This is a genomic window from Methanothermococcus sp., from assembly GCF_015523155.1.
Classification (GTDB): domain Archaea; phylum AGJL01; class Methanococci; order Methanococcales; family Methanococcaceae; genus Methanofervidicoccus.
On the sequence record NZ_WAKW01000029.1, the window covers coordinates 17324 to 38335 of the forward strand.

Annotated in this window: 22 protein-coding genes; 9 read left to right on the plus strand and 13 right to left on the minus strand. The window is 31.8% G+C overall.

Going from position 1 to position 21012, the window contains the following annotated elements:
* Nucleotides 1-4: 4 nt before the first annotated feature.
* The 10 genes from speB to psmA all read right to left on the minus strand — a co-directional run bounded on the left by speB (nt 5) and on the right by psmA (nt 7459).
* Nucleotides 5-850, minus strand: coding sequence for an agmatinase (gene speB / locus F7B34_RS03370; protein WP_292460380.1), 846 nt, complete (start codon nt 848-850; stop codon nt 5-7).
* A 324-nt stretch (nt 851-1174) separates the two neighbouring features.
* On the minus strand, nt 1175-2107 hold the full coding sequence (gene guaA, locus F7B34_RS03375; RefSeq protein WP_292460382.1) for a glutamine-hydrolyzing GMP synthase: 933 nt from the start codon (nt 2105-2107) through the stop codon (nt 1175-1177).
* A 59-nt stretch (nt 2108-2166) separates the two neighbouring features.
* Nucleotides 2167-3795: a glutamine hydrolyzing CTP synthase gene (pyrG, locus tag F7B34_RS03380; RefSeq protein WP_292460384.1), complete on the minus strand. Its 1629-nt coding sequence runs from the start codon at nt 3793-3795 to the stop codon at nt 2167-2169.
* A gap of 151 nt (nt 3796-3946) precedes the next feature.
* Complete coding sequence (locus tag F7B34_RS03385) at nt 3947-4294, minus strand: prefoldin subunit beta (RefSeq protein WP_292460385.1); 348 nt, start codon at nt 4292-4294, stop codon at nt 3947-3949.
* A 63-nt stretch (nt 4295-4357) separates the two neighbouring features.
* The gene (locus tag F7B34_RS03390) at nt 4358-4687 is read right to left on the minus strand and encodes a KEOPS complex subunit Pcc1 (RefSeq protein WP_367116336.1); all 330 of its coding nucleotides are present in this window, start codon (nt 4685-4687) and stop codon (nt 4358-4360) included.
* A 62-nt stretch (nt 4688-4749) separates the two neighbouring features.
* Nucleotides 4750-5268: a Brix domain-containing protein gene (locus F7B34_RS03395; protein ID WP_292460386.1), complete on the minus strand. Its 519-nt coding sequence runs from the start codon at nt 5266-5268 to the stop codon at nt 4750-4752.
* Between the two features lie 31 nt (nt 5269-5299).
* Nucleotides 5300-5440, minus strand: a complete 141-nt coding sequence (locus F7B34_RS03400; protein ID WP_292460387.1) for a DNA-directed RNA polymerase subunit P — start codon at nt 5438-5440, stop codon at nt 5300-5302.
* 57 nt (nt 5441-5497) lie between these two features.
* Nucleotides 5498-5788 carry a 50S ribosomal protein L37Ae gene (gene rpl37A / locus F7B34_RS03405; RefSeq protein ID WP_292460388.1) on the minus strand — a complete coding sequence of 97 codons (291 nt, stop codon included), beginning with the start codon at nt 5786-5788 and terminating at the stop codon, nt 5498-5500.
* A 93-nt stretch (nt 5789-5881) separates the two neighbouring features.
* The gene (locus F7B34_RS03410) at nt 5882-6583 is read right to left on the minus strand and encodes a ribosome assembly factor SBDS (protein WP_292460389.1); all 702 of its coding nucleotides are present in this window, start codon (nt 6581-6583) and stop codon (nt 5882-5884) included.
* A gap of 96 nt (nt 6584-6679) precedes the next feature.
* On the minus strand, nt 6680-7459 hold the full coding sequence (gene psmA / locus F7B34_RS03415) for an archaeal proteasome endopeptidase complex subunit alpha (RefSeq protein WP_292460391.1): 780 nt from the start codon (nt 7457-7459) through the stop codon (nt 6680-6682).
* 318 nt (nt 7460-7777) lie between these two features.
* Between psmA and F7B34_RS03420 the strand changes: the two genes are divergently transcribed.
* From F7B34_RS03420 to acs, 6 genes are all read left to right on the plus strand, one after another.
* Nucleotides 7778-8071 carry a HesB-like protein gene (locus F7B34_RS03420; protein ID WP_292460392.1) on the plus strand — a complete coding sequence of 98 codons (294 nt, stop codon included), beginning with the start codon at nt 7778-7780 and terminating at the stop codon, nt 8069-8071.
* A gap of 239 nt (nt 8072-8310) precedes the next feature.
* Entirely contained in the window at nt 8311-9531 is a 1221-nt protein-coding gene (locus F7B34_RS03425; RefSeq protein ID WP_292460393.1) for a 2,3-bisphosphoglycerate-independent phosphoglycerate mutase, read from the plus strand.
* 144 nt (nt 9532-9675) lie between these two features.
* Nucleotides 9676-10698, plus strand: a complete 1023-nt coding sequence (bioB, locus tag F7B34_RS03430; protein ID WP_292460394.1) for a biotin synthase BioB — start codon at nt 9676-9678, stop codon at nt 10696-10698.
* Nucleotides 10692-11489, plus strand: a complete 798-nt coding sequence (gene larE / locus F7B34_RS03435; RefSeq protein ID WP_292460396.1) for an ATP-dependent sacrificial sulfur transferase LarE — start codon at nt 10692-10694, stop codon at nt 11487-11489. Before bioB ends, larE begins: the two co-directional genes overlap by 7 nt.
* A 55-nt stretch (nt 11490-11544) precedes the next feature.
* Nucleotides 11545-12696 carry an O-phospho-L-seryl-tRNA:Cys-tRNA synthase gene (pscS, locus tag F7B34_RS03440; protein WP_292460397.1) on the plus strand — a complete coding sequence of 384 codons (1152 nt, stop codon included), beginning with the start codon at nt 11545-11547 and terminating at the stop codon, nt 12694-12696.
* Between the two features lie 173 nt (nt 12697-12869).
* Nucleotides 12870-14987, plus strand: a complete 2118-nt coding sequence (acs, locus tag F7B34_RS03445) for an acetate--CoA ligase alpha subunit (RefSeq protein ID WP_292460398.1) — start codon at nt 12870-12872, stop codon at nt 14985-14987.
* 8 nt (nt 14988-14995) lie between these two features.
* On the opposite strand, the gene F7B34_RS03450 is transcribed toward acs, so the two are convergent.
* The 3 genes from F7B34_RS03450 to F7B34_RS03460 form a co-directional block, all read right to left on the minus strand.
* Entirely contained in the window at nt 14996-15661 is a 666-nt protein-coding gene (locus tag F7B34_RS03450) for a metallophosphoesterase (protein ID WP_292460399.1), read from the minus strand.
* A 57-nt stretch (nt 15662-15718) separates the two neighbouring features.
* Nucleotides 15719-17374 (minus strand): fumarate reductase (CoM/CoB) subunit TfrA, encoded by a 1656-nt coding sequence (gene tfrA, locus F7B34_RS03455; protein ID WP_292460400.1) that lies wholly within the window; start codon nt 17372-17374, stop codon nt 15719-15721.
* Nucleotides 17375-17522: 148 nt separating this feature from the next.
* A complete protein-coding gene (locus F7B34_RS03460) occupies nt 17523-18755 on the minus strand; it encodes a translation initiation factor IF-2 subunit gamma (RefSeq protein ID WP_292460401.1) in 1233 nt (410 codons plus the stop codon).
* Nucleotides 18756-19015: 260 nt separating this feature from the next.
* Here F7B34_RS03460 and F7B34_RS03465 point away from each other — a divergent pair, with 260 nt between their 5' ends.
* From F7B34_RS03465 to F7B34_RS03475, 3 genes are all read left to right on the plus strand, one after another.
* Complete coding sequence (locus F7B34_RS03465) at nt 19016-19885, plus strand: shikimate kinase (protein ID WP_292460416.1); 870 nt, start codon at nt 19016-19018, stop codon at nt 19883-19885.
* Nucleotides 19886-19983: 98 nt separating this feature from the next.
* The gene (cobI, locus tag F7B34_RS03470) at nt 19984-20676 is read left to right on the plus strand and encodes a precorrin-2 C(20)-methyltransferase (protein WP_292460402.1); all 693 of its coding nucleotides are present in this window, start codon (nt 19984-19986) and stop codon (nt 20674-20676) included.
* 61 nt (nt 20677-20737) lie between these two features.
* Nucleotides 20738-20929: a hypothetical protein gene (locus F7B34_RS03475; RefSeq protein ID WP_292460404.1), complete on the plus strand. Its 192-nt coding sequence runs from the start codon at nt 20738-20740 to the stop codon at nt 20927-20929.
* Nucleotides 20930-21012 lie beyond the last annotated feature (83 nt).

Genomic DNA, 21012 nt, shown 5'->3' on the forward strand with positions numbered 1-21012 from the left:
TATATTACATTATCATTAGTATGAGCTCCCTTATTATCTTAGCCGCAGCAATTGATGTGATGTTTCCAACATCGTATGGTGGTGATACCTCAACAACATCAAAACCTACTATATTATCTTTCAATTCTTTAAATAAATATAACGAATTCATCAATTCTTTTGTAGAAAATCCACATGGCTCAGGAGTTCCTGTTCCAGGAGCATATGCGGGGTCTAAAACATCTATATCTATTGTAATATATATTGGTTTATCCAATGATTCAATTTCTTTTATATCTTCCTTTGTAGGTAAATCCATACATATATTATTATTTTCCCATCCAAATTCCCATTCTTCTTTATCCCCGCTTCTTATTCCAAACTGATAAATATCCTTTGTTAAATCAAAACATCTTCTAATTACACTGGCATGAGAGTATTTATTACTCATATATTCTTCCCTTAAATCACAATGGGCATCGAACTGTATTAAAATAAAATCATTATATATATCCTTTACGGCTTTTACTATGGGATAGGTAATGGAATGTTCTCCACCCATTACTACTGGTATTTTTTTTCTTTTAATAATATTTTTAGATGCATTATATACTCTTTTAATAATATCCATTTGACTACCTTCGATAATAATATTGTATAAATCACATACATTTGCATCAATTAAATCTTTTTTTAATACTGGACTAAATGTTTCCAATCCCCATGATGATTTTCTTATTTCGTCTGGTCCAAATCTAGCACCAGGTTTGTAGGATGTTGTGGCATCGTATGGGATCCCAAAGATTGCAAAATCAGCATCTTTAAAATCAGAGTATGCACATAAATATTTAGAAAAATCTTCAAAATACATAATATCACCTCTAACTTCTCATTCATAAGCGGCAATAAATTAAATTATAATTACTTTTTTATTGCTATTTCTTGTTTCCTTCTTTTTTTGAATCTATATAGTATGGGTGTTCTAAGGGGATGTTATTATAAAAATTTAAAACATATTTAAGAGAACATTTCTGAAATTTCATCGATAATTAAAGCAGGTGATTCAAAATTTAAACTTTATTACTATGAACTTGATGATAAATATATATATTAATTGTTTATTGTTAAAATAGGAATATCCTATAATAATTATTCAGATTATAAAAATAAATAATAAAAGAGTAAAAAAATAAACTTACTCAAATTCAATTGTTGCCGGTGGTTTATCTGTAATATCTAAAACAACCCTTGCAACATTTGGAACTTCTGATGTGATTCTTTTACTTATTCTTTTCAACACACTGAATGGGAGTTCAGGCACACCTGCAGTCATGGCATCAAGGGATTCAACAAACCTTACTGCTACAACCCAGTTGTATTCCCTTATATCTCCTTTAACACCCGTTGCCTTTGTATCAAGCACAGCAGCAAAATACTGCCATAAATCTTTATCGAGACCTTCTTTTTCTATCTCTTCCTCAACTATGGCATTTGCTTCCCTGCACACTTTCAATTTTTCCTCTGTAATTTCTCCTAAAATTCTTACTGCGAGACCTGGACCTGGGAATGGCTGTCTGTTTGCTATTTTATCTGGAAGCCCCAATTCCTTAGCTAATATTCTTACCTCATCCTTATATAATTCTCTCAACGGTTCAACAACTTCAAGCACCATTCCGCTTGGCAATGCTATGTTGTGGTGTGTTTTAATAGCCCCTTCACTTTCTATCCAATCTGGTGCAATAGTTCCTTGAACAAGAACCTCTTCACCGTTTTCCTTTGCAACTTCCTCAAACACTTCAATAAACAACCTTCCTATTATCTTCCTTTTTTCTTCTGGGTCATCCACTCCCTTCAATTCTTTTAAAAATAAATCTTTTGCATTGATTATTTTTAAGTTAAGACCCATATCCTCTTTAAATATTTTATAAATTTCCTCTGCTTCATTTTTTCTCATAAGCCCTGTATCAACAAAGACTGCTAAAAGTCTGTCCCCTATTGCCCTGTCGGTAAGAACTGCGGCTACTGAACTATCAACTCCACCACTAAGTGCAATTATTGCTTTTTTATCTCCTATTTGTTCCTTTATTTCTGAAATGGATTCTTCAATGAATTTTTTAGCATCAAACATATAATATCACCATTTACATTCCATATTAGATTTTTAATTTTATTTATTCTTATTTATTCTTATTTATTTTTTTGTTTATTCTTTAAAGAAGCCTTAACAAGCCCATCAAACAATGGATGTGGTTTATTTGGTCTTGATTTAAATTCAGGGTGTGCCTGTGTAGCTATGAAGTATGGATGATTTGGGAGCTCTACAAACTCTGCAAGTTTTCCATCTGGTGATGTTCCAGAAATAACCAATCCATTTTCTTCAAGAATCTTGTGATATTCTGGATTTACTTCATATCTGTGTCTGTGTCTTTCATTTACTTCTGTTTTTCCATACAATTTATGTGCAAGGGTTCCTTCCTTTAAAATTGCAGGATATGCCCCAAGTCTCATTGTTCCTCCCTTCTCCTCTATTTCCCTCTGCTCTGGAAGAAGGTCTATTACAGGATATGGTGTTTCTTTATCAAATTCTGTGGAATTTGCATTCTTTAAATTACAAACATTCCTTGCAAACTCAATTACTGCACACTGCATACCTAAACATATTCCCAAAAATGGGATTTTATTTTCCCTAGCATATTTAACGGCATTAACCTTTCCATTAACTCCTCTTTCACCAAATCCACCTGGGATAAGTATCCCATCTAAAATTTCATTTTCCCTATAATTATCTAGTATTTCTTCATAGTTATCAGTTTCAAGCTCTTCTGAACTTATCCACTTTATATTTACTTTTGTATCATTTTTAGCCCCAGCATGAACCAAAGCCTCTATTATGCTCATATAGGCATCCTTTAACACCACATATTTACCTACAATACCTATTGTAATTTCGTTTAATGGGTTTATTATTCTATCTACTATTATTCTCCATTCCTTTAAATCTGGCTCTGCATTATTTATCTCATTTAATTTAAGTTTTTTTGCAATTAATTTAGCAATGCCTTCTTTTTCAAGATTTAATGGAACTTCATAAATTGTTTTTGCATCTTTTGCTTCAATTACTGCCTCTTTTTCAACATCGCAGAATAATGAAAGTTTTTCCTTGGTTTTTTCACCTATTGGTATCTCAGTTCTACAAACCAATATATCGGGTTGAATTCCAATTCCTCTGAGTTCCTTTACACTGTGTTGAGTTGGTTTTGTCTTTACCTCACCAGCAGTTCTTATGAATGGCAGGAGCGATACATGGATATACAATACATTATCCCTTCCTACATCCTTCTTAAATTGCCTTATTGCCTCTAAAAACGGAAGGCTTTCAATATCTCCAACAGTTCCTCCGATTTCCACTATTGTAATGTCGCTTTCTTTTCCAAGTGTTTTTATCCTATCCTTTATTTCGTTGGTAATGTGGGGGATTACTTGGACTGTTTTTCCTAAATAATCTCCTCTCCTCTCTTTTGAAAGGACGCTCCAATATATCTTTCCTGTGGTAATGTTGTTATCTGCTTTTAAACATATATCAACAAATCTTTCATAGTTTCCAAGGTCTAAATCGGTTTCCCCACCGTCATCTGTGACAAATACCTCACCGTGTTCATAGGGAGACATGGTTCCAGCATCTATCTGTAAATAGGGGTCTATTTTTATCATGTTTATTTTAAATCCTCTTGCTTTTAAAAGTCTCCCTATGGATGAAGCGGTAATTCCTTTTCCCAATGAAGAAACCACACCACCAGTGATAAATATATACTTCATCTTATCTCCTCAAATAATAAATAAAGTAATAATAAATGATATCTAAAACATACATTCGTAGCTTTACTTAAAAATATAAAGAATATATCTTGTTGAAAATTATATAAAAATATATGCAAATAAATATAAAAAATTAAAATTAAAAAAAGAATTATGCTACATTAGCACCTTGAAGGGTTTTTTGTAATGATTCTTGCAAATCCATTAATCTCTTCTGCATTTTTTCTTCCTGCTTTTCCAATGTTTTAGTCCTTAATTTTAAGGTTTCCAATTTTTCATTTAATTCTTCTCCTACTTCTTTTTTATTTCTTTTTACCAGTATGCCACCAGCCATTTTATATACTTCCTCCAATTGTGATTTATCCATTTCTTCCAAAGCCTTTTCTATTTCTTTTATTTGGGTTTCTATCTGTTGTTTTTGGAAAACAATAGCCTGCAACTGCTGTTGAAGTTGTTGAAACTGCATTAATTGATTTTGAACATTTGGTGGTAATTCCATAATTTCCCTCCTTTTTTATTTATATTTTTTATATGATGTATAAATATTATATATCTATTATAATTATTGTTCGGATGTTAATTTATAAATACTTTCCGCAACCTTTATCCATCTAATATATGAATACAACGATGCCTTTAAAATACTGAGCTCATCTGCAACAGTTTCTATAAATATTATGTTATTCTCAAGTTTCATAACGCTCTTTGACCTTACCTGAGAATTGAGATGTTCTAAAAGTATGCTATCATATATTATTTTTGCCTTATCCACTGAACTGCATTCTATTTCCAAACTAAAACATATGGACTTATCTGAATTAACTTTATCAGTATTGAATTTATCTACATTTATATTTAATGTACCCACAGTATTGGATATATCGGTGTTCATAATATTTATCCTTTTTATATTAATTATTTTAATAAAATTACATTAAGCCTATTGCAGCAACATTATATCATATTAATATCTTTATTAACTTCTAAAATCTTTAAAGATTTAACAATAATTAATGGTCCAATCTTTTTATCATTTTCATAAAATTGTATATAAAATATATTCTTATCTGATGAAGAACCTTCAAAACACATTCTAAATGGCGAATTATCATTCACTATATTGAAATTACTAAAAAAATCATAAAATAGTTTTCGATATTTTTTGGCATTTCCCATGAACTCCATGCTTATTTTTCCTTTCAAATTTGCAGTTTCTTCTTCGCAGACTTCTCTTTGAAGCTTTGCAGATATTAATATAGATATTATTTTATTTCTATTAACATCATAAAACTTTATTTTTCCAGGGTTTCCCTTATATTCTCCTACAACAATCAATTTATTATATTCGTTGAGAATATCTTTTAATGGAGTTTTACCCCGGGTTAATATTTTTGCATTGAGTATTCTTGCCAAATCATTTACAAAACTTCGTGTTCTTTGAGAAGGTTTTCTTGATGTTGTAATTACCATCATTCTATTACCTATTGCAATATATTTTGCCTAATTATCTTGCTTTTACTTTTTTGACCACTCTTGGTCTTAATTTTATCAAAATTTTATTACTGCAATAAGGACATTTTGCCTTTAAACCTAATTCTTCCTGGGTTATTATTTTGCCACAATTTGAGCATCTATATTCTGCCATAATCTCACCAAAATAAAAAATAACTAATGAATTAAATAAAATTAAAAAATTAAATAATTAGATTTCTCTGTTCTTACTCTCAATAACTCTTCTTATAGCCTTTGCCACTACCTTACCAGCACCTGTTTCTGGTGTGTATGCTCCACCAGCTATTTTAGCACCGCATTTCTTACACAGCCATATGGAAGTGCCTACTCTTTTTAATTTCGGGAATCCACAAACGGGACATTTATAATCCTTTTTCTGTTTTATTTCAACATCTCTAACTCTAACTCTAATTTTTCTACCGTATCTTGGTCCGAATCTTCCTGCTGAACCTATCTTTTTTGTGTGGCTAAATTCCGTCATTTTTATCACCATTTTTATTTTTTTATGTAATTTATGATATATATTTTATAATATATTTTATAATTTTCAAACCGCTATTAATTATTTATTTTATTAAAATCTTTTTAAGAGTTTAGTTTGAACATTGCCCTTTGTAACTTTGTTTAAATATCCGTAGAATTCATTTTCAATTCCACTTGGGATTTCAATAACAAATACCAAAGAACCATCGGACTGCCATTCCTCCTGTTTTATTGTTCCATATTCATGGAGTGAATGGTAAGCTGAAGCAGCATATTCTGGCGGTATTCTGACTGCAATTTCCCTTTTTTCAAATTTAATTGGTAATATTCTTTTAAGGTCTTTAATAATGTTAGGAATTTGCTCTTCGGCACTTTTATAAATATCAATGTTTGCCCGTATCTCCTCCAATGCATTTTCGATTCTTTTTGGAGGATGAGGGGTGTCAGTTTGAGGGTTTATAGTGTTTCTTGCAATTAAAGAAACGATTTGTTTTCTCTTCTGTTCTTTCATCTCTTTTCTCTGCTGGGCGGTAAGTTGAACATTGCCTTTTAATATAATTTTTTTGGCTATTTCATGAATATCTGTTGTTCCAAAAACTTTTTCCAGCAATTCTTCTGAAGCTTTTTCTCCTTTTCCAGAATCTTTATAAACCGCCTCAGCCGCCAGTATGTCAGAAATATCTATTGGCTGACCTTCTTTTAATTTAGCAGCTAAATAAGGGTCCACCAATATTTCAAATTTTTCCCCATGGGATTGAAGCCGTGCAATTACAGCCTTTTCCAACGACACCATAATATCCCTTTTTTTATTTATATACCTTTCGATGAATAGATATTGTTAAAAATAAAACTTAAAAAATAAAAAAAATTTTTATTATTATTTTTTATATTATTCATTTTTACTATTTTTATTTAATTCTTCTTCGCTTTCTTCTTCCGCCTTTAAATCATCTAATGCTTTTTTTACATGCATTTCAATTTCTTTAAATGGTAATTTTTTTACAATTTTTTCTTCTGATTTAATCACTGCCATATCTACATTTTCTGGTTTTAATTCTCCCCCTGTAATTTTACTCAATGTATATATTGCAAGTTCAAGAGCCCCTTCAATCGTTAAATCTTCATTATATTTTTCTTCAAGGATTTCCATTGCAGCTGGTCTTCCAGAGCCTATTGCCGTTGCCTTATACTCAACCAACGCCCCACTTGGGTCTGTTTCAAATAGTCTTGAACTGTGTCTATCAATACCTGCAATTAATAGGGAAATACCAAATGGTCGAGCCCCACCGTGTTGTGTGTATGCCTGTTTAATGTCGCAAATTTTTTTTGCAAGAGCCTCAACTGTTACAGGTTCTCCATAAGTTATTTTGTTTATCTGAGCTTCAACTCTTGCCCTATCAATTAAAACCCTTGCATCAGCTACAAGTCCAGAAGTTGCCGCCATTATGTGATCATCTATTTGAAATATTTTCTCTATGGAGCATACCTCTATTAATCTGCTTGTTATTCTCCTGTCTACTGCTAAAATAACTCCATCTTTACATTTAATACCTATTGCTGTGGTACCTCTCCTAACAGCCTCTCTAGCATATTCTACCTGATAAAGTCTTCCTTCTGGGCTGAATACAGTAATTGCCCTATCATATCCTGATGCTGGAACCATTTGCATATATATCCCTCCAATTTTTTATAAATTATAATATATAGTTATGGAAAAGATAACTAAATTAATTTAAATTTTTATTTTTTAACATATATGACTATGCCTTTTTATCTTCTTTTCCCATATTTTTTATAATTATTGGTTAATTTATGTCGTTATTATATATATTTTTTATATACTGTATATAATATACTTTATGCCATAAGAAAATTTAAATACACATATGTTCATAATTATGACACAACATTTATATATTATAAAATCTAATAGTATAATGCTATATATTATTGAATATTTTTACCTATTTAAAGATGGTGATATTTTATGATACCTGTGAGCATTTCCGAAGATGCCATGGAATTTATAAAAGAAAAGATTAAAAAAGCAAACGCTGATTCCTTGGTAATATACTTCGAAGGATTTGGATGAGGCGGACCTAAATTTGGAATAGATATAAAATCCCCAAATGAAAGTGATGAACTAATTTACAATGGGGAATTTAAGATATACCTTGACAAATTGGCAAAACAATTCCTCAATGAAGTCAATATTGTATTAAAAAAATCAATGTTTTATGGGAAATATCTTGCCATTAAAGGTATGGGCGGAAAATGCTAAGTGCTGAACCTAAGAACCCTTATGGGATTAGGTTCATTAATTTCTTTTTTGATTTCTTTTTTAATTTTCTTATTTTCATACTTATTCTTATCAATTGCAAATATTTTTATTATTAATCCCTTTTAGTGAATTAAATGTAAATTTACACATTAATAGAAATATTAAAGTCAATTTTACTATTAACCAAAAGATTTTAATAATTTAAAAATTATATCTCATAAAAAAGTAGTGGTGATATAGTGAAATCTATTATTTTTATTATTGATGGAGTAGGTGATAGACCAAATGCTGAGGGAAATACGCCTTTAAAAGAAGCTAATACGCCTACACTAGACAGAATGGCAAAAGAAGGTATTTGTGGTATAATGAATGCCGTTGATGTTGGAGTTAGACCCGGAAGCGATACTGCACATTTGGCTATATTGGGATATGACCCTCATGAAAACTACACTGGAAGAGGGCCTTTTGAAGCATCGGGTGTAGGCATTGATGTGCAACCTGGGGATATAGCATTTAGATGTAATTTTGCCACCGTTGATGAAAATTTTGTCGTAATCGACAGAAGAGCTGGAAGGATAAAAAACACGGAAGAGCTCGAAAAAGCAATTGATGGTATTGAAGTTGATGGAGTTAAGGTAATCTTCAAACAATCAGGTGGATATAGGGCAGCACTTGTTTTAAGGGGAGACAAATTAAGCGATAAAATAACCGAAGGAGACCCACACCACGAAGGATTAAAGGTTCCAGAAATAAAACCTCTGGATGATTCAGAAGAGGCAAAAAGAACCGCTGATATAGTAAATAAAATAATAAAAATATCTTATGAAAAATTAAATAACCATCCAGTAAATGAAGAAAGAAGGAAAAATGGACTTCCTCCTGCAAATATTATATTGCCAAGGGGTGTTGGAAAGGTTCCAACTATTCAGCCATTCAGTGAAAAATATGGATTAAAAGGAGCATGTATTGCAGGAACTGGTCTTATAAAAGGTATTGCAAAAATGGTAAAATTGGATTACATAGATGTTGAAGGAGCTACTGGAACGCCTGAAACAAACTTCATGAATAAGGCAAGGGCTATTGTGAATGGACTTAAAACCTATGACTTTATATTAATCAATGTGAAAGGTGCAGATGAAGCCTCACATGACGGAAACTACGAACTCAAAAAGAAAGTGATTGAAAAAGTAGATGAAATGTTTAAATATATACTTGATAATATCGATAAAAACGAGGTTTATATAGTATTGACCGGAGACCACTCTACACCGATAGAGGAAAAAGACCACTCAGCAGACCCAATTCCTATATTAATATGGGGTAAAAGTGTAAGGGTTGATGATGTGGAAAAATTCGACGAGTTTTCCACATATAAAGGAGGGTTATGCTGGATAAGAGGTAAATATATATTACCAATACTGCTTGATTTGATGGGGTTATCCAAAAAATACGGTGCATAGGTTTAATTTTTATATTTTTTTATTTTATATATTCTATTTATACATTATATTTATACATTATATTCATTATATGCCATATATACTATATATTTATCATATTTGCTATTTTTATTATAATTTTTATATACTCATTTTAGTGATACCATGGAGCTCCTACAATTTTATGAAAAATCTATTAGAAACGAAATAACATATAAAGATGCCATCGAACTTTGGGACTATGATGTTTATGATTTGCTTTATATAGCATATTCCGTTAAAAAATATTATAACAATAAAAAATACGGCAATGATGATGATAGCAAAAATACTAATAATAGTACCAATAGTAATACCAATAAAATCGATTTATGTTCCATAATAAATGCAAAATCTGGAAGATGTCCTGAAAACTGTGCGTTTTGTTCTCAGTCCATATATAATAAGGTAAATATCAATATTTATGACTTAAAACCCAAGGAAGAGATTTTAAAATATGCAAAATACATAGAAAAATACAGCCACAGGCTTTCAATAGTTGTAAGTGGAAAAACTGTAAATGATGACGAATTTGAAAAAATAATCGATACAATAAAGGAAATAAAAGAAAAAACAAATTTAAAGGTCTGTGCTTCATTGGGGATTCTCGATAAAGACAGATTAAAAGAATTAAAAGAATTAAATGTTAGAATACATAACAATCTGGAAACTTCGAGGGATTATTTTGATAATATATGCACCACACATAAATACGATGACAAAATAAAAACAATAAAAACTGCCAAAAAATTGGGATTGGAGGTTTGTAGTGGGGGAATATTTGGACTTGGAGAAACTTTCAAAGACAGAATTAAGATGTTTGAGGAATTGAGAAACCTTAATGTAGATGGCATAGCTTTAAACATTATCCATCCGATGGAGGGAACAAAAATATATAACTTAATTGTGGAAAATAAAATAAAAAGAATTACACCAATTGAGGCATTAAAGTCCTTAGCAATAGCAAAAATATACTTACCAGATAGAGAGATACGGCTCTGCGGTGGAAGGGAATATAATTTAAATGATTTGCAGAGTTTGGCTCTTTTATCCCTTGATGGACTTATGGTTGGAGACTACTTAACTACTAAGGGAAGAAATATTGATGACGATATAAAAATGATAAATGATATGGGATTTAAATGTTAATGGAAAAATACCAAAAATTAAAAGATTATTTTAAAGGAAAAAAAGTGATAGTGTCTTATTCCGGTGGCATAGATAGTTCATTGGTAGCCAAGGTGAGCTCCGATAACGCAAAATACACTCTTGCCATTACACTAAATAACGGCTTTTTTTCAGAGGATGCCGTAAATAATGTAATAGAACGAGCTAAAAAACATAATATAAATCATAAAGTCATAACATTAAATTATATGGATAGTGAAAATATAATATCTAAAATAAATAACGATTTAAAAAATAGGTGCTACTACTGTAAAAAGTTCATGGCGGAGGAGCTCCTAAAAGAAAAAAATAAATTAAGCAACGATGCAATTGATGATGACATAATCATCGTGGATGGAACAAACTATGATGATTTGTTTGAAGATAGACCTGGGATGATGGCATATAAAGAATATAATATAAAATCACCACTTGCAGAACTAAAATTTTCCAAAAATGATATAATCAACCTTTCAAAATATTTAAATCTCGATATTCCAAAAAAAGATACTTGTTTAGCTACGCGGGTTTTAAATCCGCCCATTACGAAGGATAAACTAAAAATGGTAGAAAAAGCCGAAAGATTTTTAGCATCATTTTTAAATATTGAGGGTTATTTCAGAGTAAGGCATTTTTATGGTATTGCCATTATTGAAATAAATAAAGAGGAAGTTTATAAATTTGAAATGGATATAGATAAATTAAAAACAATAGATAAGAAATTTAGAGAAATAGGATTTAAAAAATGCCTATTGGATATTAATCTAAAATAATCTTAATATAAATAAATTAAAAGTATATTATATATTATAATATAATGGTGATTGTATGGAGGAAAATATAAATCTTGATAAATACAGAAACATTAGAAGACATCTCGGAAGAGAAATGATTGATTTAAACCCCATTCAAAGAGGAGGGGTTCTTCCAGTGGAATCAAAAAAAGTAATGTATGAATACTGGGATGGATACAGTGTTTGCGACTACTGTGGAGGGCGACTTGATAAGGTTGAAACTCCACCAATCTGCGAATTCTTAAACGACATGTCAAAATTTTTAGATATGGATATATCAAGACCAACACACGGAGCTCGGGAAAGTAAATTTATTGTCATGCACTCAATATGTAAAGAAGGGGATTATGTAGTTCTTGATGAAAACGCCCATTACACATCCTATGTTGCTATGGAAAGGGCGAAATTAAATTATGCAGAGGTAAAAAGCGAGGGCTATCCTACATATAGAATAAATCCCGAAGGCTATAAAGAAGTTATCGATAATTTAGAGGATGAAGGGAAAAATATCGGCTTAATACTCCTTACACATGTGGATGGAAACTATGGAAACCTTGCAGATGCTAAAAAAGTAGGAAGAATTGCAAAAGATAGGGGTTATCCATTTTTATTGAATTGTGCATATAGCGTTGGAAGAATGCCTGTAAAAGGTAAAAAATTAAATGCTGACTTTTTAGCATGTTCGGGACATAAAAGTATGGCGGCTTCTGGTCCAATAGGGTTATTGGCTATAAGAACTGAATTTGCAGAGGAGGTATTGAGAACATCAAAAACCCACCCTATTAAAGAAGTTGAAATGCTTGGATGCACAAGTAGGGGAGCTCCGATAGTATCTCTTATGGCGAGCTTCCCGCACATTGTAGAAAGGGTTAAACATTGGGATGAAGAAATTAAGAAAACAAGGTTTGTAGTGGATAAGCTCGAAGAGATTGGATTTAAACAAATTGGAGTAAAACCAAAGGAACATGATTTAATCAAATTTGAAACCCCAGTGCTTGATGAAATAGCACAGAGAGATAAAAGAAGAGGCTATTTCTTCTACGACGAATTGAAGAAAAGAGGAATCGGCGGTATAAGGAGAGGAACCACAAAAGAAGTAAAAATGAGTGTTTATGGTTTAACTTGGGAACAGGTGGTGTATGTTGTAGGCAGTATTAAAGAAATTGTTGAAAATTGTGGAAAATAATCTTAATATAAAAAAAATTATTTTATTATTTTTAAAACACTTTAATTTTTATTTTTAATATTTTATTTTAAATAAAAAATAAAATTTTTATAAATTAAAGTTAAGATATAACTTTATAAGATTAAGATATATATTATAAAATAATATTTAACTAAAAAAATTAGGGGGTAAATATGCTTGATAAAATCTTTAATCCAAAATCCATTGCAGTAATTGGAGCATCCAGCACCGAGGGGAAAGTGGGGCACGCCATAATGAAAAATCTAATGGCATTTGGAAAAAACCCCACTAACAAAATTTATCCAATAAACCCAAAATACGACGAAATACTGGGCATCAAGTGCTATAAATCTGTATTGGAGGTTCCCGATAATATTGATTTAGCGGTAATAACCATACCTGCAAAACTTATACCGAATACCTTAGAAGAATGTGGAAAGAAGGGGATAAAAGGAGCGGTGATAATATCCGCAGGTTTTTCAGAGGTTGGAAATTACGAGCTCGAAGAGAAAGTAAAAACAATAGCAAAAAAATATAACATACGAATAATAGGTCCGAACTGTTTAGGGATAATAAACATGCACAACAGATTAAACGCCTCATTCAGCAAAGAATATTTTAAAGAGGGAAATATAACATTTATATCCCAAAGTGGAGCGATATTAACAGCCATACTTGATATAGCACCCCTTTTAAATTTGGGATTCTCAAAAATAATCAGCCTTGGGAATAAAATTGACATTCAGGAAAGCGATTTAATGGAATATTTAATTCATGATGATACTACGGAGGTTGTTGTATTTTATATTGAAGGATTAAAGGATAAAAAATTTATAGAATCTGCAAAAAGACTTGCAAAGGTTAAACCAATTATAGCCTTAAAAAGTGGAAAAACAGAAGCAGGAGCTAAGGCAGCATCATCCCATACTGGAAGTTTGGCGGGGGATGCCCAAATATATAATGCTGCATTTAAAAAAGGAAAAGTCCTTACAGTGGAAACCTTTGAAGAATTGGTTAATTTAATGCATGTATTTTCAACACAACCACTTATGAAAGGTGATAAAATAGGAATTATTACAAATGCGGGAGGATTTGGAGTAATAGCTGCCGATAGCTGTAAAAAGTATGGTTTAACCATTGGGGAGTTTGAAGAATCTACGCGGGAAGAATTAAAAAAATACCTTCCACCAACATCATCCATTTCAAATCCTCTTGATTTAATTGGTGATGCAGATACTAATAGATATAAAAACGCATTAAATATCGTTAAAAACGATAAAAATATCGATGGAATGCTTGTAATACTTACACCGCAAGAGATGACAAAGCCCTTGGAAGTTGCAGATGTGATTGTTGAAACAAAAAATAAAATGAAAAATGAAGGAATAAGTAAGCCGATTGTGGCATCATTCGTTGGAGGGGTATCCATCAAAGGAGCAAAAAGCTATTTAAGAAAAAATGGAGTTCCTGCATATATTTCTCCTGAAAGTGGAATTGAGGCACTGTCGAGCTCCTACAAATACAACACCATGAAAATAAAAGAAGATAGTTGTGAATATTTAAACAGCATAAAAGACGAACTATTGAAAATAAAAGAAAAGTATAAGGATATTGTTAAAAACCTTCTTAATAATCCTAATGAATATAATTCAAAGGAATTTTTAAAAATACATGGAATGAAAGTTCCAAAAAGATATTTAGCAAAAACTCCCGAAGAAGCAGAGAATTATGCATCTAATTTAGATGATGTTGTAATGAAAATATCCTCCCCTGATATTCTGCATAAATCAGATGCTGGATGCGTAATAGTTAAACCAAAAGATATTAAAGAAGCATTTAATACCATCATGGAAAACGGAAAAATATATTTGGAAAAAAACGGAATTGAAGGGGTTATTGATGGAGTCCTAATTGAGGAATATATTGAAGGTATTGAAATTATTGTTGGGGGAAAAAGAGATGCCGTGTTCGGTCCTGTTATAATGGTGGGGTTAGGTGGGGTATTTGTCGAAGTTTTGAAGGATGTTTCATTCGGTATTCATCCAATTACAAGGGATTATGCATTGGATAAATTGAAAGAATTGAAATCATATAAAGTTTTAGAAGGAATTAGAGGAAGACCCAAAAGAGATATCGATTTTATAATTGATATTATGGTTAGATTAGGGACAATAATGGAAATATATCCTGAAATAAAAGAAATTGATATAAATCCATTGTTTGTAAAAGAGGATGGAAAGGGCGGATGTGTTGGTGATGCTTTGATTATTGTTGAAAATAATGAAAATTAATAATTAATCTATAAATCAATTAATTCTATATTTTTGACATTAACTTTATTATTTTTGTCAAAGACATCGGATATGAAAAATGATTCCTGCGATGGATTAACAATATAACTGTTATTTATTTTATCAATGCATTTACTTTCATGTATATGCCCACATATAACCAAAGATGGACCGTATTCTTCAATAATCTCTCTTACCGATTCGCTTCCAACATTATCCTCCCCAACTCTATCTGCCATGGTATTTTTTGGCGGTGAATGAGTTACTAAAATAAAATTATTTATCAAGTCCTCTTTTTTTATGCCTTTAATCGCATTTTTAAACTTCTTGTATAATTCTTTCTCGGTGTATTCATTGGGCGTGTTAAATGGTGTTGGATTACTTCCCCCAATTCCTATAAATTTTATGTTGTTTATTTCGACGCATTTTCCATCGATGTTTATATTATATTCATTTAATTTATTTATGGATTCCCTATTATCGCAGTTTCCAGGAACTGTTAAGACTTGCACATTTTCATTTTCCTTTATATATTTCAAATAATCAATTATCCTTAAATCCCTTCCAAAATGGGTGATATCCCCAGAAACAATAACTATATCTGGTTTATATAATAAAACTCTGCTGAAATTCACAATTCTTCCGTGCAAGTCGGTTAATCCTGCTATCCGCATAAAATCCCTCTTTTATCATCCTATTATTTATTGTTTATTTATTATTTCTTTTTTTCATTATTTTAAAAATTTTATCTCATCATTACATACAACTAAATTTCCCTTCCATTCCTCTTTTGTTTCTGGATAGTCAGAACGGTAGTGAGCTCCCCTACTTTCCTTCCTTTCCAATGCACATCTTACAATAATTTCTGCAACAGTAATCATGTTTTTCAATTCAAAGTATTTTTGAATTTCAACCACTCCGTTTATTTTTACATTTTCTGCTTTATTTTTTAAGTCATTTATCTCTGAAAGTGCCTTTTTTAGTCCCTCTTCGTTCCTCACTATTGAAACATAGTCCCACATAATACTTTTAAGTGAATTTATTAATTCAAATACATTATATACATCGGCGTTGTTTTCATTGTTATTTTTGTTTTTGTTTTCGTTTTTATTATTTTCATTATCCATTTTACTGGCAAGTTCCTCCTTAATATCCATTATTAATCTATTTGCATATTCTTTTATATATTTTAAATTAAATTGGCTTTCTTCTGCAAATTCTTCCGCACTTCTTCCAGCAATTGCTCCAAATACCTGAGTATCAGCAAGTGCATTTCCACCAAGTCGGTTTGCACCATGTATTCCTCCTGCAACTTCACCGCAGGCGAAAAGTCCTTTTATATTAGTTTCACATTTTTCATTTATCTTAACACCGCCCATTGAATGGTGTGCAGTTGGTGCTACAATCATTGGTTCCTTTCTTATATCTACGCCGATATCCATGAACTGTTTAAATGTAGTTTCAAGTCGTTCTTCAATGATTTCATCATCGAGATGAGATACATCTAAATAAACTCCCCCATTTACTCCCCTTCCTTCCTGTATTTCATTGTATATTGCCTTTGCAACTACATCCCTTGTGGAGAGCTCTAACCTATCTTTGTCATAATTTACCATGAACCTTTCTTTATTTTTGTTGTATAAAATTCCCCCTTCTCCCCTTACAGCTTCTGTAACAAGGACTCCTGTTCCAACCATTCCTGTTGGGTGGAACTGCACCATTTCCATATCTATTAATTCCACCCCCTCATTATATGCCATTGCAAAACCATCTCCAACCTTCTGGACAGGATTTGAAGTAATTGGGTATAACTGCCCAGCCCCTCCTGTTGCAAGGACTGTGGATTTTGCATATATTGGGAAAATATCTCCTGTAATCATGTTTAAAAACAGAGCTCCATAGCACCTATCATCCCTTACTATTAATTTTATTGCCATGGTATCTTCTAAAATTTTAACTTTTTCAAGTTTATTTATATACTCCATCAAACCTGCCATGAGCTCATGCCCAGTCCTATCTCCACTATAACATGTCCTATTGAAACTCTGCCCACCAAAGGGTCTTTGAGCTATTGTTCCATCGTCGTTTCTATCGAATATGGAACCGAATTTTTCCAAGTTTTTTAATTCTTTTGGAGCATTTTTTACAAGAATTTCTACAAGTTTGGGGTTATTTATATATCCCCCCCCCTTCATAGTATCCTCAAAGTGCTTCTTAAAATCATCTTCTGGGTTTAATACTGCATTATAGCCACCTTCTGCCATAACTGTGCATCCACTTTTACCAAAAAGCCCCTTAACTGCGATGATTACATTTTTGTTGCTACACTCTATGGCACATCTTGCCGCAGCTCCTCCTCCACCTATTATTAAAACATCCGTAATCATAAAATCACCTGTAAAAAAATAATATCATTATTTTACATTGAATATTATTAATCTTATAATATATATTAACATCATATAACATCAAAACGTATATTAAATAAAATTCATTAAAAAAGTATTTTAAAATTTATTAATTATTTTTAATTATTTACTGAATTACACCGTATCCAATCAATCTCCATCTTGAACCTATTCTTCTGCTCATTGCTACCCTGTCCCCTTTATCCGCACATATTGGGAGTTTTAATTTTATATCTGCAATATCATCCCTTGCAGAGAGTATCACACCAACTGTTGTTGCAGTCCCCACATTCAGCATTAATACCTCATTTGATTTCAATGGCTCGATTATCAATTCCTCTTTTGCACCAACGATTCTTTCAAGGAGATGTGCTTTTATAGTGATTTTATCCAATGTTTCAGGTAGTGTTCCAGGTTCTCCCGCAACGCTTCCGCTGAGAGCATCTGATTTTGTAAGGGCAGGGTCGAGCTCAGTTCCAACCCCCACCAATCCACCAGGATACGCCTTTTTAACCTTATTACCTCCAACTCCAAGGGATGTAATCTTTGTAATAATCGGCTCCCAATGGGTTTTATTTCCCTCTGTAATTTTTAACCCTGGCTTTATTTCAATCTCATTTCCAACTTCAAGAACACCTTGAATAATGCTCCCCCCAATGACCCCACCTTTAAGATCCTTTATTCTACATCCTGGTTTGTTTATATCAAAACTTCTTGCAACATACATTCTTGCTGGAAGCTCTGTATTTCTCTCAGGTGTTGGTATGATGTCTTCAATTGCCTTTAAGAGAACATCAATATTTGCACCATGGTGTGCTGAAATCGGAATAATCGGGGCATTTTCTGCAACGGTCCCCTTTACAAACTCTTTTATTTGTTTGTAGTTTTCCTTGGCTCTTTCTTCATCCACAAGGTCTATTTTGTTCTGGACAATTATTATATTTTTAATTCCCAAAGCATCCAATGCCATTAAATGCTCCTTTGTTTGTGGTTGTGGGCATTCCTCGTTTGCTGCAATTACCAATATTGCACCGTCCATTAATGAGGCTCCTGAAAGCATTGTAGCCATAAGGGTTTCGTGTCCCGGTGCATCTACAAAGGATACCTTTCTAAGTAGTTTAGTTTTTGAACCGCATCTTGGACATACTGGATTTACAGTATATGCCTCAGGCTCTGGACATTTTGGACATTTTCTTATCTCGCAGTCAGCATATCCCAATCTAATGGAGATACCTCTTTTTAATTCCTCACTGTGTGTGTCCGTCCATACGCCTGTGAGCTGTTTTGTTAAGCTAGTTTTTCCATGATCCACGTGTCCAACCATTCCAATATTTACTTCTGATTGTCTAGTCTTTGCCATATTATCCCTCTAAATATTTTTTATTTTTTTTCCGTATTTGCATATTATAATTAGAACATTATAATAAGAATAATAAAAGAGAATTAGCATTACATATTCTATCTCTTAAAATTCATTAACACCATATACCATTTATACGACACCATATATATAATTTACATTAAATAAGAAAAATAATTACATATTCTATCTACAATATAAAATAACTAATTGTGAAGTAAAGTATATTTGGTGGAATTATGTATAACAGTGATAATAATATGAAATCCTCCGCAGTATCCCTTGCATCGGGAACAATTATAAACGCAATAGCTACGGGAAAAGGTTCCGCATTTGGCATTGATTTAAAGGTAAAGGCAACTGTCGAGCTCATGGATGATGGCAAAAAACACATAGTGGGAAAGGTAAAAGACCACCCCAATGTAAAGACAAATCTCATAGAAACATGCGTAAAAAATGTTTTAGATTATTTTGAGCTGGATTATTCGGCGAAAGTCATTACAGAAACAGAAATTCCAATAAAATCAGGTTTAAGCAGTAGTAGTGCAACATCAAATGCGGTAGTTTTGGCAACCTTCGGAGCTCTGAACGAAAAAATAGATGATAAACTTATACTTGATTTGGCAATAAAATCGTCATTTGATGAAGGTTTAACCATTACCGGAGCTTATGATGATGCTACGGCGTCATACTATGGTGGAATTACCATTACAGACAATCTAAACAGGAAAATAATTAAAAGAGATATTTTCAAAGAAGAAGGAATAAAAAATGATGAAATAGATGTTTTGGTGCTTATACCAAATTTAAATAAAAATGTAGATGTAAATAGGATGAAACTCTTAAAAAACTATGTTGAAGTGGCATTTAACGAGTGTTTAAGTGGAAACTACTGTAATGCATTGTTTTTAAATGGAATTTTATATGCTTCTGCTCTTAACTTCCCAACTAATATTGCCATAGAAGCAATTGAAATGGGAGCTCTGACAGCAGGATTGTCTGGAACAGGTCCATCATATATAGCACTATGTAATAAAGAGAATACTAAGAAAGTTAAAGGAGTTCTTGAAAAATACGGTAATGTAATCATTACAAAGTTGAATAATAAAGGAGCTGAAATAATCAAATAAGGCAATATAATGAAAAAAGTAAATAAAAATGTAAATAAAAAAATAAATAATAAAGTTAAAATAAAATATTAAAATAAATTTAAATAAAAGGTGAAATAGTGGTAAGTAAAGTTTATGGAATAGGGGTGGGACCCGGAGATGAGGAATTATTAACTTTAAAAGCGGTAAAAGTATTAAAAAAAGTAGATACTATCTTTGTTCCAATATCTAAAAAAGGAAAAACATCTGTTGCCTATGATATTATTAAAAATATTGTAGATGAAAATAAAAATATTGTGGAATTATTATTCCCTATGAGTAAAGACCTAAATTATTTAAAAAAACACTGGGAAGAAGCATTTAATATTATCAAAAACACAGATGGGGAGGTGGCAGTGATTACGATAGGAGATCCTACTCTTTACAGCACATTTTCTTATGTTTGGAACTACTTAAAGGAAAATAATATTCCTGTTGAGATTATAAACGGCATACCTTCACCTTTTGCAGGTGCGGGAAGGTTAAATATTCCACTTGTTGAAGGGGATGAAAATCTTGTAATACTTCCGCAGGGGAAGGATTTGGAAAAATATTTGGGAGTATTCGATACCATCGTAGTTATGAAGACTAAAAGTTTGGGGGAAAAACTTAGAGCTCTCCTTGATGAAGAACATAAAAATGATTATCTTGTGGGTATTGTGTGCAGAGCATGCTGCGAAAATGAGAAAATTCAAATAGGGAAAATTGATGAAATTAATTTTGATGAGGTGAATGAGTATTTATCTCTTGCAGTGATTAAGAAGATTAAATAATTAGTATGGTCAAAATATATATAACCTATACTAACTACAATATTATAAAAAAGACAATATTATGAAGGCTGAGGAAGTAGATAAGTTAGGAATACCATTGAGAGCAGAATTTACCAAGCAAATACTCATGATTAAAGTAGCTGATAAATTATTATTAGGATGCACTAAGAAATCCTGTGCAGATGCGAGTTATGATAAAAGATTTAAAAAAAGCGATGGAATTATACGAAAACGAAACTATAACAGCACATAATCCAAGAAGATTAGGTAGAAAAAAAAGAAACTTCCTTCGGAAGTTTCTAAGATAAGAGTTAAAATAGAGCACACCAATTAATA

Coding starts and splice junctions, on each gene's coding strand:
- speB (WP_292460380.1), bottom strand. CDS start 850: ATGTATTTTGAAGATTTTTCTAAATATTTATGTGCATACTCTGATTTT.
- guaA (WP_292460382.1), bottom strand. CDS start 2,107: ATGTTTGATGCTAAAAAATTCATTGAAGAATCCATTTCAGAAATAAAG.
- pyrG (WP_292460384.1), bottom strand. CDS start 3,795: ATGAAGTATATATTTATCACTGGTGGTGTGGTTTCTTCATTGGGAAAA.
- F7B34_RS03385 (WP_292460385.1), bottom strand. CDS start 4,294: ATGGAATTACCACCAAATGTTCAAAATCAATTAATGCAGTTTCAACAA.
- F7B34_RS03390 (WP_367116336.1), bottom strand. CDS start 4,687: ATGAACACCGATATATCCAATACTGTGGGTACATTAAATATAAATGTA.
- F7B34_RS03395 (WP_292460386.1), bottom strand. CDS start 5,268: ATGATGGTAATTACAACATCAAGAAAACCTTCTCAAAGAACACGAAGT.
- F7B34_RS03400 (WP_292460387.1), bottom strand. CDS start 5,440: ATGGCAGAATATAGATGCTCAAATTGTGGCAAAATAATAACCCAGGAA.
- rpl37A (WP_292460388.1), bottom strand. CDS start 5,788: ATGACGGAATTTAGCCACACAAAAAAGATAGGTTCAGCAGGAAGATTC.
- F7B34_RS03410 (WP_292460389.1), bottom strand. CDS start 6,583: ATGGTGTCGTTGGAAAAGGCTGTAATTGCACGGCTTCAATCCCATGGG.
- psmA (WP_292460391.1), bottom strand. CDS start 7,459: ATGCAAATGGTTCCAGCATCAGGATATGATAGGGCAATTACTGTATTC.
- bioB (WP_292460394.1), top strand. CDS start 9,676: ATGGAGCTCCTACAATTTTATGAAAAATCTATTAGAAACGAAATAACA.
- larE (WP_292460396.1), top strand. CDS start 10,692: ATGTTAATGGAAAAATACCAAAAATTAAAAGATTATTTTAAAGGAAAA.
- pscS (WP_292460397.1), top strand. CDS start 11,545: ATGGAGGAAAATATAAATCTTGATAAATACAGAAACATTAGAAGACAT.
- acs (WP_292460398.1), top strand. CDS start 12,870: ATGCTTGATAAAATCTTTAATCCAAAATCCATTGCAGTAATTGGAGCA.
- F7B34_RS03450 (WP_292460399.1), bottom strand. CDS start 15,661: ATGCGGATAGCAGGATTAACCGACTTGCACGGAAGAATTGTGAATTTC.
- tfrA (WP_292460400.1), bottom strand. CDS start 17,374: ATGATTACGGATGTTTTAATAATAGGTGGAGGAGGAGCTGCGGCAAGA.
- F7B34_RS03460 (WP_292460401.1), bottom strand. CDS start 18,755: ATGGCAAAGACTAGACAATCAGAAGTAAATATTGGAATGGTTGGACAC.
- F7B34_RS03465 (WP_292460416.1), top strand. CDS start 19,016: ATGAAATCCTCCGCAGTATCCCTTGCATCGGGAACAATTATAAACGCA.
- F7B34_RS03475 (WP_292460404.1), top strand. CDS start 20,738: ATGAAGGCTGAGGAAGTAGATAAGTTAGGAATACCATTGAGAGCAGAA.